This window comes from Acetobacterium tundrae (assembly GCF_008086615.1).
In the GTDB taxonomy this organism is placed as follows: Bacteria; Bacillota; Clostridia; order Eubacteriales; family Eubacteriaceae; genus Acetobacterium; species Acetobacterium tundrae.
This window is the reverse complement of record NZ_RXYB01000002.1, coordinates 85,746-97,653: the sequence shown is the minus strand read 5'-3', so window position 1 is coordinate 97,653 and position 11,908 is coordinate 85,746. Positions and strand designations below refer to the sequence as shown.

Genomic DNA, 11,908 nt, shown 5'->3' with positions numbered 1-11,908 from the left:
TTTTCTTGTGAATCCTACTCTATTGGTTTATAATCATCATAAACGACATGGTTAACGAGGTAACATCTCCATGAACAAACCTTTATCAATGACGGCCCAAATCACCAGACAAAATCTGATCGATTCATTTTGGCAGTTATATTGCAAAAAAAGAATTGAAAAAATCTCTGTAAAGGAAGTTTGCGACCTTGCCGGATATAATCGCTCGACTTTTTATGTTTATTTTATCGACGTATACGAAATTCTAGAAGAAATTGAAGAGCAGACTATTACCACTGAAGATTTTGAGAAAATTGTAATCAAACAGCTTTTTCGCGGTAAGCTTTCACATACTGATCGCAAAAAAATTATTTTAACATCAGTTCTTGAGTTCTTTGAGAAAAACAAGACCTATCTCCCTGTTCTATTAGGGGAGAACGGTGACCCCCTATTCAGACAGAAAGTCTTGAAGAAACTCACTCCTGCGGTACTATCGATGTATAAGAAGCTAACGCCGCAGGAATTGTTGGAAGTGACGTATTTAATGGAATACCAGAGTGCGGCCATGCTCAGCACTATTTCTAAATGGTACACCAATGATAAGGACATGCCAACCGAACAGTTTTTAGAACTGCTTTTAGCGGTCACAACAAATGGTATTCAAACGGAATTATCAAAATATTGATACCCAAATAAAAAACGGCTTGATCCGGACCGCAATCAGCGTTCCAGTCAAGCCGTTTTATTAATTATTTTTATACTATCGGTGTTATTAAACCAATTGATGCATTAATGAAAGCCAGAATGATAATCACAACCCCGGCGAGCACCAGTGCCCCGACTAGTTTGAAGCCGCTAAGCTGAGCAACCTCTTTAAAAAACAACACATATAAAATAGCCTTCCAGATCAGTATTCCCCCAAACGCAATGGTAAACAACATTCCCCAAAATAGATTGTTCCAAAAGAGGAAAAAATAGTTATCCGTAACAGAAACAATTACTACGCAGAAAAGTGTCGGCAAATAGGTAATTCCCCATGTTCGAAGATAAGTCTGCAACGGTCTCAAACTGCCAAAAATTTTTCCGACAATCCAAAATGCCGTACAAACAGCACAATAGGTAATCATGCCGGCGGCCGACAGTACAATAACATGGAGGACATCAATCCCCGGATTGACGTCTGTCACCTTAGCGAAAATTCTCAAAATAGGATCAAGGATTGTAACCATTCCAATGGTTATCACCACCAGTGTCCACGACAGCTTCGTATTGCCCCTTTTAAAAGCGTCTACCGGCTTGTTGAGTGCTTCTAACAATAGCTTCATTTTCAACCTCCTAATATGCTCATAACAAAACGGATATAGTCTGTGCCAAAAATCAAGGTGCAAACAGAGGACTGTAAAAAAGCTGCTCCGAAGGCAAATCGCCACGGATAATCAGTCACTATTCTTTTTAGCGGGCTTCGATTGTTTCTGGGTTCTACTTTTGACGCCACAGCAACTTCCTTGAGAACCATTTTTAAAATTTGTTCTTTTTGTTCGTCGGTAGGTCTCGAAACCTCATCTAAGGTTTTGAATGAATTTTCGAAAAATTGGTTATTTTTTTTCATCGCTAACCTCACCTTCCTGAATTTTTTGATACTGCACGAGAAAAGCCATTTTTGCCCGTTGTAAAATACTTTCCACGGCCTTATTAGATTTTTCCATAATTTTCGCAATATCTTTAACGCTTTTTTCATCAACATATTTTAACAGCAATGTCATTCTATAATGATCAGGAAGCTGTCTTAAACATTCTAAAACCTGTTGACTTTGAAATGTTTCTTCCATTTTTATTTCGATATTCTGATTGAAATCTGTCATTTGATCTGCAATTTCTTCATTGATGCTGCATTCTTCCATACTCCGTTTATACTGAATTCGGTAATAGTCAGACAGTTTATTCTTTGTTATTCTATAAATCCAGGTTCGCTCAGAACACAAACCTTTAAAACGATCCAATCCTTTATAAACATCAATAAATATTTCCTGGGCGATATCTTCTGCTGTCACCTTATCTAACCCCGTTCTTAAAAAAACATAGTGATAAATTTCATCGATATATTTTTCATAGAGCTCCGAAAAGTGCTGCTCTTTTTCGTGTTCGCTCATAGCGTCACCTCATTTAACTGTGAATGTTTGTTCAGTTATGACCTTATCTCGAAATAGAATTTGGAACTTAAAATTTCCTGCCATCACCTTATCAGCTTCTAGAGAATAAACAATAACGCCCGCTTTATCCGTAAGCATTTCTTTCTCCTCTGATTTTATTTCCTGATCATTCAAAAACCATTTTGCAGTATACTTCATTCCCTTAGGGGACTCGATGAAATATATACTGGCATACAATGGGGTCTGCACTGAAAATTCCGACTGGGATTCTGCCTGGTCAAGGACTGCCTGATCCTGATAGGGTTTATTGTCAATGACAAGATTCATAACCGTATCATCTTCACAGCCCGTCAGTCCTATTATTAAGAGCATACTCCCTAAAACAAACGCAATCATTTTTATGGCTTTCTTTCTCATACGTAAAACTCCTTTCACATTGGGTTTCACTAAGTTAGTCGTGGCAATCTTAAAAATCCTTCGAAAATAAAATAATTTTCGCAAAAAATTTATTCTGAGTTTCGAATAACGTTTTAATCCTATTCAAAAAAAATCGCTTTTATTGCGATGCTTTCATTTCCAATTTTTTCTATGATTTCAAGAATCGCACGCCAAGAAAAAAAGACCGTTCACCTCTACGCAAACGACCCTCTTCATATCTTTTTTTAATTTTAAAATTCATCTCACCTGTTTTTTTTCAGCTCTTATCTCTATTTTTGAGCTCATCACTCACCCTCCGGTACTTGATAATCGGTCCGTCTCCAGATAATAGCTTCTCTCCCGATTTTAAAGCTGAAGCTTTCGGCTTCTGAGTAATGACGACTCTTTTATCCTGACGTTCGATGATTCGATTGGCAAACTTTCCAAAGAATGCAATGATTCGATTTATTATTCTCGAATTTGTTATTTTGCAATAAAACCGGATATACAAAACTGTATTTTCTTCATCCACCGGAGCAAAATAGATGATGACCTTAACTTTATGAGAAATGTGGTTCATCCACATATTGGGAAACATAAAACTCAGGTAAGTCTCTTTAATGATACATTCCGCCGCCGGTTTTGGCGTTTGTCCTTCATCAACCTCATTATTTGCACTGGTTGTTAAGACATTATTTTCAAATTCTACTTTAGGCCCATTGATCAGGGTTTTATTCCCTCTCCCAATTGTATTGTAATGCACGATTGGAACATGGACAACATCCAGCTGGTTTTCAATAGAACGTGAGTAATGGGAGTTCCAATGATCTTCAATTTCACTGTAGACATAGGAATCATCGACATGATCATAAAAAAACGGCAACTCTCCAGTGGCATTTTTTTCGTCTCCAAGCCATAGATATATAATTCCGTTTGATTCTTTGACCACGTACTGTTTGACATTATATCGGCTGATATCAGCAGTGGCTGCTTTACCATTTGCCGGGATGAACTTACATTTTCCATTTTTATCAAACTGAAGTCCATGAAAGGGACAGCGAATACAGTCACCCTTTATTTTTCCCTTACTGAGTTCAGCACCCCGGTGCGTACACTGATCGACCACACAGCCAAGCTCATTTTTGGTATTTCTAAATAATGCCAGGTCTAAATCCAACCTTTTCACACCAAGAATTTTATTTTTTTTAACTGCTTTTGATGGGAGTATTGCATACCATTGATTTTTGATCATAACTGTTCTTCCTTTCAAAATATAAAATCTGAAATTCTTCCTTTTATCTTTGATTCAGAAATACAATTCTCTTTAAGTGTTTTCTGTAATAAAACACCTTCGGAATTTAGTCAAAAATTTCATTCAATTCTTTTCGACTTGCTTCATCCGCCAGTAATAATATATCATCACCGATAAGAATTTTTGTATCGCCATTGGGAATCGACAATACGTCATCATGGGTAATCGAAATAAGTACTGTTTGTTTGGGAAGCGATAAATCTTTTAACAATCGATCGGCGGCTTTTGCCTTTTTCCCGACCTTCATTTTAATAATCGAGTAGTCTCCTTCGGTAAGTTTTAAAAGCGTGAACATATCTTTTATATTCATTTCTTCAACAATGAAATGGGCCATGATATCTGCCTGATTAACAGGAATATCAACACCCATTCCACTGTCGAATAACCAGGCATTTTTAGGATTATTAACTCTGGCGACGACTCGTGGAATACCAAACTCCATTTTAGCGAGGGTTGAAATGACTAAGTTTATCTCATCGCAACCAGTAACGGCAGCAACAACATTAGCGGAAACAATATTCGCTTTTTCCATGACATCAGGATCTGAGCCATCTCCATAAAAAAGTATCTCAGGCGGAAAACCTTTTTCAAGCATGTGAAAGGTTTTTTCATCATGTTCAATCAGAGACACCTCATGTCCATTGGATAATAGCAGGGCGACAATGTAGGAACCTATTTCTCCTCCACCGATAATAACGATTCTCATCCTAATTTCTCCTTCTTCTTATGATAAATCTAACATAGATCGCAATTTTTTAGTTGCCGATAGCATGACTGAAAGATAGAGAATATCTTCCGCTTCAAAAACGGTACCGGATGTTGGCATAAATGTTTTTTCATTACGCGTAATCGCCACGACATGAATTTCTCCAATAACCATGATATCATTTACCCTTTTGCCAACGAGCATGGGTGTGACTTCAATTCGCACTAAATCCACATTACCATTTCCAATCTCATAAACTCGGTCTAACTGATTATATGATAAAATTTCAGTTGCTCTTTCAATTCCCCAAGTTGTTGTGGATATTGTTTGAATACCCAGACGATGATAGATATTTGCCTTACGGGGATCGTACAATCGTGCAATGACATGGGGTACCCGATAAATATTTTTTGCAATTCTTCCGATAACCGCATTAGCTGCATCACTTGCTGTGCAGGATACAATGGCGTCTACTTTATCAATCCCCGCTTCATTTAGCACATCCCGATCAAAGCCAATGCCGGTAACTTTTAATCCGGTAAAATTCGTTCCCAGACCTTTAAACGCCTCTGGATCAGAGTCAATCACAGTTACCTGATGACCTCTTTTGACCAGATTCATGGCTAAACCGATACCCAGTCTGCCCAAACCTACTACAATAACTTTCATGCTTTCACCTCTCTATTTTTTCATAATCGTTTTTTTATCGTTGCGACGAATTAATGCTTTTCTAGCTTCTTCAAGCAACAAAATAATCGGTGGCCACATACACAAAAACAGCCAATCTGTTAAACTGAGTGCCGCTGTATGAAAAACAGACTGCAATATAGGCAAGTAAATTAAGGTGATAATCAAAATAATTTGCACCATGACCCCAAAATTCACTTGACTATTCGTAAACAATCCCACTTTAAAAACAGACTGTTTTTCTGTTCGACAATTGTATACGGCGCCAATTTGACAAAATGCGATGGCAGCCAGTGTCATTGCCGTTGCCTTGATGTATACGGGATCAACCCCACCGGCAAGAGCCACACCCGGCCATCCGTTTTGCATATTGATAAATAAGTAAGAGATTGTTGAAGCCGCCGAAGCCAATAAACCATACCAGAGAAAAGCTTTGAAAACGACATTTTTACTTAACAACGGTTCTTTTTGGTTGCGCGGCGGTTTATCCATAATTCCTGCTTCCGGTTTCTCGGTTCCCAATCCCAATGCCGGTAACATATCTGTCCCTAAATCAATCGTTAGAATCTGCATAACCGTTAATGGTAATGGAATGGCGCCTCGGGAAACCAGGTATAAAATAGATGGAAATGCTTCCGCCATATTTGAGTTTAAAATATAAAGCAGAAATTTTCGGATATTACTGTAAACCGCCCGACCTTCTTCAATGGCATGAACAATCGAAGCGAAATTATCATCGGTCAAAATCATGTCAGCTGCTTCTTTTGCCACGTCGGTACCGGAAATACCCATGGCTACACCAATATCGGCTTTCTTAAGGGCTGGTGAATCATTGACACCGTCCCCGGTTACTGCAACAACCTCGCCCATTTCCTGTAAATTAGTGACAACCCGCAATTTTTGCTCAGGTGCTACCCGGGCAAAGATAATCTCATCTTTCAGATATTCTTTAAGTTGCTCATCCGAAAGCGCTTCCAGATCCAGTCCGGATAGAACCCGGGGATGAAGACCTTTTACAATTCCGATACGCTTGGCAATACTTTCAGCCGTTAAACCATAATCTCCCGTAATCATGATGATGCGGATTCCGGCATGGTGGCACTCTTCAACAGCATCAACCACCTCTGCCCGGGGAGGATCGGCCATGACAACCAAACCCACAAAAACCATATCCTGTTCAATGATTTCCGCTGTATAAGCACTCATAGCAGTGGGAATTTTGTCTTCTTTGTGAAGCAAACGGTAGGAAAGCGCCAGGACACGCAAGCCGTTACGGGCATATCCGTCATTTGCTGCCATGATTTTTTTTCGGATTTCTTCTGTTATCGGCTGAGTTTCTCCGTCTATTCGAATAAAATCGCTTAAGTTTATAATTTCTTTTGGAGCCCCTTTTACATAGGCAACCCGTCGGGTTCCGTCAATCGGTTTCTCCAATTGATGAACGGTTGTCATTCGCTTACGTCGGGATTCAAAAGGTAATTCCCATAAGCGGGGAGTTAATTCCAACTGTTCTTTCATATTAATGCCCGCTTTTTCAGCGACCACCCCTAAACAAGCCTCTGTCGGATCACCTAATACAGTATACCGGGGAGACTCTTCATTTGGCGGCAACAAACGGGCATTACTGCAAAGTGCGACACCCTTTAACAGGATCCTCAGGTCTTCATTGTCATTGGCCATCACTTTTTTGTTGCCGTCCATGATATCTCCAACTGAACTATATCCCACCCCGGTCACTTCATATTCTTTATCAACTAACCATAAATGATTAACCGTCATTTCATTTTGAGTTAATGTCCCGGTTTTATCAGTACAAATAACGGTCGTGCTCCCTAAAGCTTCAACTGAGGAAAGCTTTTTTACCAGCGCATTTCGTTTGGACATGCGTTGTACAGCCTTCGCCAGAGATAAAGTTACCGTTGGAAGTAATCCTTCCGGGATAAACGCGACAATCATCCCTAAAGCAAAAACAAATGCGGTGGCAAGCGGTTCCTTCACTAAAAATATTGCTGCCGCAAAAAAGAATATCCCTAAAGCAATCGCAATAACCGAAATTTGTTTCGTCAATCGATTTAGTTCTTTTTGCAAGGGACTGTCTTCTGCTTCCATGTTTTGCGTTAAACCCGCAATTTTTCCAAAAGCTGTTTTCATCCCAATTTCCATGACAGCAGCTTTTCCATTACCTTCTGAAACACTTGTCCCAGCAAAAATCAAATTAGGCGTTTCAGCTCGAGTTAAATCTTCTTTTAATACGGCTTCCTTAGTTTTTCGAACCGGGTTGGATTCACCAGTTAATGTCGATTGATCGACTTGTAAATCGCTGCATTCTATCAGGCGGGCATCTGCTGAAATCTTATCGCCCTCTTCAAATAGAATAATATCTCCAATTACCAGGTCTTCGGCAAGAATTTTTTGTTCTTCCCCACCTCGAATAACTCTTGCATAGGATGGTAGCATATTTCTTAGGGCATCTGTTGCTTTACCGGCACGATGTTCCTGCCAAAAACTAAAAACGCCATTAATAACATTAACGGCCCAAATTGCGATTCCTAATTGAGGCATCCCTGCAAAAAAAGCAATCGCGCCTCCACCCCATAATAATATCGCCATTAAATGAGTGAAATTCAACAGAAAAATAAGTAGTTGAGACTTCTTCTTTCTCTCATCGATAAGATTTTTCCCAAATTCTTTCTGTATATTTTCCGCCTGGGTCTGGGTTAATCCCTGCGGACCTGTTCCCAGCGCCTGATAGACCTCATCTACCGGAAGCTTATATATATTTTCTTTCACATCCGAAATCGATTCCTTTTTATCCAATTCTTTTCCTTCTTTCTCAATGAAGTAAAATAGTTCAGCTTTTATATTTTTACTTATAGTAATAATTTTATGCCTGTAAATGCTAATTAGCAAGTGAATAAATCAACCAATGTAGCCATATTTTTATTTCAAAAAACAAAAGTATTGATTCGTTCGTTCCTGAAAGAAAGTTTAATTTTGGCCAATAAGTTTTAAATAATGTTATAATGAATTTATGAATATTAAAAAAATGTACAAAAGGAGGGATTGTTATTAACTTAGAAATTAAAAATGGTGTTGCAGAGTATTTAAATCAACGAAATGCCAAAGAGATTTATATAGAAATGACCAATCGGGGAGGATGTTGCTCAGGTCCCGTTTATCTTCCGGTGGTCAAATTAGGAAAACCAGATTGCGAGAATATGTATGACCTCATCATGAAAGATAACCTTGCCTGTTATCTTCCTAAAAAAGCGATAAATAAAGAGACCAAAAAAGTTACCATAAAACTTCACAACATTTTAGGGCGTAAGTCTTTAGCGGTAACTGGAATACTTGCATACAAAGAAGATACCTGGGACCGGAGCCAAAAAAAATATTAAGCATTTCTCATTCTATAATCAAATGGCCCCATGCTTTGAGCTTATTAATAAGAAAGGTTTTTATATGGAAACAGAAGTAAAATTAACAAAATTGGCTAATTGTGCCGGATGTGGCGCAAAAGTTGGTGCCGGAACCTTATCACAAATTTTAGATAAGCTGCCAACTTTATACGATCCACGTTTGATTGTCGGCTTCGATAAAAGTGATGACGCGTCTGTCTATGTCATCAATGACGAGCTGGCACTGGTACAGACCATTGATTTTTTTCCGCCGATCGTCGATGACCCCTTCATGTTTGGTCAGATTGCTGCTACTAATGCCTTAAGTGATATCTATGCCATGGGCGGAGAACCAAAACTGGCAATGAATATTTTGTGTGTCACCAAACAGATGAGCCAGGATACCATTTATTCCATTCTTCGCGGCGGCTATGAAAAAGCATATGAGGCTGGCGCCATCATTACCGGAGGCCATACCATTGAGGATGCTGAACCCAAATACGGATTATCCGTCTCCGGATTCGTCCATCCCAAACGGGTATTGAGAAATTCCTCCGCCAAAGAGGGTGATGTCCTTATTCTAACAAAACCCCTTGGCATCGGAATCCTGACAACTTCTGCCAAAGCAGATATGGTGGCTGAACCCGTCTTAAAACGGATTTATGAACAGATGTCAACCCTAAATAAAGCCGCCCGGGATGTCATGGTAAAATATGCTATTCACGGTTGCACCGACATAACCGGCTTTGCCCTGCTTGGCCATTCTTATGAAATGGCACAGGGCAGCAATCTGACCATCCATTTGGACAGCAGTTCCGTTCCTTATCATCCGGAAGCCTACGGACTGGCTGAAATGGGAATGATTCCAGAAGGCGCTTATCGTAACCGGGATTATGCTGAGTGCGGCGTTCGTGCCTCAAAAAAAGTTTCCGTAGCCATGCAGGATATTATGTATGATCCGCAAACCTCGGGAGGACTATTGATAGCCGTCAGCGAAGCCGATTCAATTGAAATGCTTAAAGAACTAAAAGACTCGATTCCCTGTGCCGCTATTGTCGGACACGTAACCAAACGTGATGATTGCGCGATCGTCATCGATTAAATTCTTTTTTAAGCTGAATTTCCAACTAAAAACGAGACCGCCTTTTATGGCTGTCTCGTTTTTAGTTGAACATGATTAGCAGGTAGTAAAGCGCCGTTATAGCTTCGCGTGTCTGGATTATCTTGTCTTCAAGTTCTCATCTTCATGGTTTCAGGCAGATCTCATTTTTCCAGCATTCTATCAGTCGTTCCAATGAGTACCTCGCATTGGCAGGGCTTGTTGATGGCAATTTTATGATCTCTTTATTGGTGCTCTCATAACAGTAGCGATTATATAATTCATATGCCTTGCCGCCATTTGCATAAATGGTTTCAATAGTTGTCTCATGCAAGAGCTTTATGATATCGTTTGGGACAACATTTTTAATTGAACTGTCACTTGAACCATTTATGTCACAGGAATAGATTACATCCCAGACAGCGATGTTGTTTCTTAACAGCATAGTTTTCTCAGCTTCGATCGTTTCAGGGGTTGGAATTCCCGCAAGCGCACTTACAACTTTCCAAAATCTGTTTTGTGGATGCTGGTAGTAAAAGCTTGCCTCCCGTGATTTTACTGATGGGAATGTCCCCAATATTAGAATTCTTGATTTTCTATTGTAAACAGGTTCAAATGTATGTTTCATAATACTTCAATCTCCTTCATTCACCTTTAAAATCAGGATAGAGCATCAAATACTAATTGTCAACCAAGAAACATATTCTGTATCCAGTCTGCCTAAAAAGATTCTTTTCCAATCGGATTTTTCCATGTGCCCGGCTTTTCAGCCTGAGTAGCTAACTTACTCACCAATTTTTGTTTCTTCTTCCAGTTCAATAAGTATCCCGTTTTACATTCTATTTATATATCTATAAATGGTTATAAATCCGTTTATATGAATTCAAGATATCGATCCCACTCCCAGTCCGTTACTGCCGAATTATAGAGATCAACTTCGTGTCTTCCCAAAGTGAGGAATAATTTGACGAATTTTTCTCCAAAGTACTCTTTTGCCGATATACTTTGTTCAAAATAATTCAAAGCCGAATCTAACGTTATTGGAAACTCAATACTATCTTCCTCCTGATTTTCAGGCGGTATCAATTTATTTATTATTCCGTCTAGACCTGAAGCCAGACTTGCCGCAATAATCAAATATGGATTTGCCGCCGCTGAACCGTTTCTTTGTTCAAAGCGACTATTATCGCCAAGTCCCAACAAGGAACGTGTCGCCACGGTTCTGTTATCATGTGCCCAAGTTACCTTTGTAGGTGCAAAGGAATTTGGCTGGAAACGCTTATAGTCATTGATGGTTGGCGACCCATACACCATAAAATCCCGGGCATGTTTTAATAGGCCTGCCAAATAATTAGCGGTGACGCCTTTGTCCGTATTAAAATAATTATTCTTTAATTCAAGATCCCAGAGGCTTTGATGAACATGGAAACCACTTCCGGATTCCTGGGCCCAGGGTTTTGCCATAAACGTTGCGTACAATCCATGCTTTCTGGCAATTTCTTTTATTGAATGTTTAATCAGTATTGTTTTATCCGCCATCTCCAAAGCATCATCGCATTCCGGTATTACTTCGATTTGACCAGGTCCATACTCAATATGAAATGCTTCGAGCGCTATTCCTAAATCCTCCAGACTGTTTCTCATCTCCTCGATGACATACTCGAGTTCTGCTCCTTTTAACAGTGAATAGCATTGGATGCCATCAAACACCGGTTTTTTCTCTGAATCGAGAAGATAAAATTCAAGCTCTGAACCGACTATCGGTCTTAATCCTAAGTCCTTATACCTTTTCAAGACTTTCTTAAGCACTTCTCGAGGATTTTCTTCAATTGAACGGCCTTCTTCGTCGACAATCTCGGCCAACGCAAAAGCACTTCCCGCTCTCCACGGAATCTTTTTCAATGTTGAAAGAATTGGTTTTGCTATCATCTCAGGAAACCCGTTATTAAAATTCGCAAATTCGATATCATCATAAACTCCGCATTGAATATCCCAGGCAAAAGGAGCTTTAGCAAGTCCTGTTCCACTTTCGGCAATTTTCTGAAAATGTCTTGCCGGAAGTGTTTTTCCTCTTAAAACGCCATTAATATCGGCAAATCCCAAATTGACTGTATGTATTTTATTTTCTTCAATGAATTTTTTTGTTTCAGTTAAGCCCAA

At 39.4% G+C, this 11,908-nt stretch carries 13 protein-coding genes; 3 read left to right on the top strand and 10 right to left on the bottom strand.

The features are described from left to right. Positions 1-70 precede the first annotated feature (70 nt). A complete protein-coding gene (locus FZC40_RS01975) occupies positions 71-664 on the top strand; it encodes a TetR/AcrR family transcriptional regulator (RefSeq protein ID WP_148602267.1) in 594 nt (197 codons plus the stop codon). A gap of 70 nt (positions 665-734) precedes the next feature. Here FZC40_RS01975 and FZC40_RS01970 read toward each other — a convergent pair whose 3' ends face one another. From FZC40_RS01970 to FZC40_RS01935, 8 genes are all read right to left on the bottom strand, one after another. Continuing rightward, the gene (locus FZC40_RS01970; RefSeq protein ID WP_148602266.1) at positions 735-1,304 is read right to left on the bottom strand and encodes a hypothetical protein; all 570 of its coding nucleotides are present in this window, start codon (positions 1,302-1,304) and stop codon (positions 735-737) included. A gap of 2 nt (positions 1,305-1,306) precedes the next feature. After that, positions 1,307-1,588: a hypothetical protein gene (locus FZC40_RS01965; RefSeq protein WP_148602265.1), complete on the bottom strand. Its 282-nt coding sequence runs from the start codon at positions 1,586-1,588 to the stop codon at positions 1,307-1,309. Next, positions 1,575-2,129, bottom strand: coding sequence for an RNA polymerase sigma factor (locus FZC40_RS01960; RefSeq protein WP_148602264.1), 555 nt, complete (start codon positions 2,127-2,129; stop codon positions 1,575-1,577). The genes FZC40_RS01965 and FZC40_RS01960 overlap by 14 nt, the downstream gene beginning before the upstream one ends. 9 nt (positions 2,130-2,138) lie before the next feature. Continuing rightward, positions 2,139-2,546, bottom strand: coding sequence for a hypothetical protein (locus tag FZC40_RS01955; protein WP_148602263.1), 408 nt, complete (start codon positions 2,544-2,546; stop codon positions 2,139-2,141). 277 nt (positions 2,547-2,823) lie between these two features. Continuing rightward, on the bottom strand, positions 2,824-3,798 hold the full coding sequence (locus tag FZC40_RS01950) for an aromatic ring-hydroxylating oxygenase subunit alpha (protein ID WP_148602262.1): 975 nt from the start codon (positions 3,796-3,798) through the stop codon (positions 2,824-2,826). Positions 3,799-3,904: 106 nt separating this feature from the next. Continuing rightward, positions 3,905-4,564 carry a potassium channel family protein gene (locus FZC40_RS01945; protein ID WP_148602261.1) on the bottom strand — a complete coding sequence of 220 codons (660 nt, stop codon included), beginning with the start codon at positions 4,562-4,564 and terminating at the stop codon, positions 3,905-3,907. Positions 4,565-4,582: 18 nt separating this feature from the next. Then, the gene (locus FZC40_RS01940; RefSeq protein ID WP_148602260.1) at positions 4,583-5,233 is read right to left on the bottom strand and encodes a potassium channel family protein; all 651 of its coding nucleotides are present in this window, start codon (positions 5,231-5,233) and stop codon (positions 4,583-4,585) included. A gap of 12 nt (positions 5,234-5,245) precedes the next feature. Beyond that, entirely contained in the window at positions 5,246-8,068 is a 2,823-nt protein-coding gene (locus FZC40_RS01935) for a cation-translocating P-type ATPase (protein WP_148602259.1), read from the bottom strand. 218 nt (positions 8,069-8,286) lie between these two features. Here FZC40_RS01935 and FZC40_RS01930 point away from each other — a divergent pair, with 218 nt between their 5' ends. Both FZC40_RS01930 and selD read left to right on the top strand, forming a co-directional pair. Next, positions 8,287-8,649 (top strand): CC/Se motif family (seleno)protein, encoded by a 363-nt coding sequence (locus tag FZC40_RS01930; protein WP_311135684.1) that lies wholly within the window; start codon positions 8,287-8,289, stop codon positions 8,647-8,649. Between the two features lie 64 nt (positions 8,650-8,713). After that, positions 8,714-9,751 carry a selenide, water dikinase SelD gene (selD, locus tag FZC40_RS01925; protein ID WP_148602257.1) on the top strand — a complete coding sequence of 346 codons (1,038 nt, stop codon included), beginning with the start codon at positions 8,714-8,716 and terminating at the stop codon, positions 9,749-9,751. Positions 9,752-9,893: 142 nt separating this feature from the next. Here selD and FZC40_RS01920 read toward each other — a convergent pair whose 3' ends face one another. Beyond that, entirely contained in the window at positions 9,894-10,376 is a 483-nt protein-coding gene (locus FZC40_RS01920) for a DNA-deoxyinosine glycosylase (protein WP_148602256.1), read from the bottom strand. Positions 10,377-10,621: 245 nt separating this feature from the next. Then, on the bottom strand, positions 10,622-11,908 hold the full coding sequence (locus FZC40_RS01915; RefSeq protein WP_148602255.1) for a glutamine synthetase family protein: 1,287 nt from the start codon (positions 11,906-11,908) through the stop codon (positions 10,622-10,624).

Bases quoted from the DNA above. Each gene is read 5' to 3' on its own strand.
- FZC40_RS01950 (WP_148602262.1), bottom strand. From the start codon at position 3,798: ATGATCAAAAATCAATGGTATGCAATACTCCCATCAAAAGCAGTTAAA.
- FZC40_RS01970 (WP_148602266.1), bottom strand. From the start codon at position 1,304: ATGAAGCTATTGTTAGAAGCACTCAACAAGCCGGTAGACGCTTTTAAA.
- FZC40_RS01940 (WP_148602260.1), bottom strand. From the start codon at position 5,233: ATGAAAGTTATTGTAGTAGGTTTGGGCAGACTGGGTATCGGTTTAGCC.
- FZC40_RS01975 (WP_148602267.1), top strand. From the start codon at position 71: ATGAACAAACCTTTATCAATGACGGCCCAAATCACCAGACAAAATCTG.
- FZC40_RS01955 (WP_148602263.1), bottom strand. From the start codon at position 2,546: ATGAGAAAGAAAGCCATAAAAATGATTGCGTTTGTTTTAGGGAGTATG.
- FZC40_RS01960 (WP_148602264.1), bottom strand. From the start codon at position 2,129: ATGAGCGAACACGAAAAAGAGCAGCACTTTTCGGAGCTCTATGAAAAA.
- FZC40_RS01945 (WP_148602261.1), bottom strand. From the start codon at position 4,564: ATGAGAATCGTTATTATCGGTGGAGGAGAAATAGGTTCCTACATTGTC.
- FZC40_RS01965 (WP_148602265.1), bottom strand. From the start codon at position 1,588: ATGAAAAAAAATAACCAATTTTTCGAAAATTCATTCAAAACCTTAGAT.
- FZC40_RS01920 (WP_148602256.1), bottom strand. From the start codon at position 10,376: ATGAAACATACATTTGAACCTGTTTACAATAGAAAATCAAGAATTCTA.
- selD (WP_148602257.1), top strand. From the start codon at position 8,714: ATGGAAACAGAAGTAAAATTAACAAAATTGGCTAATTGTGCCGGATGT.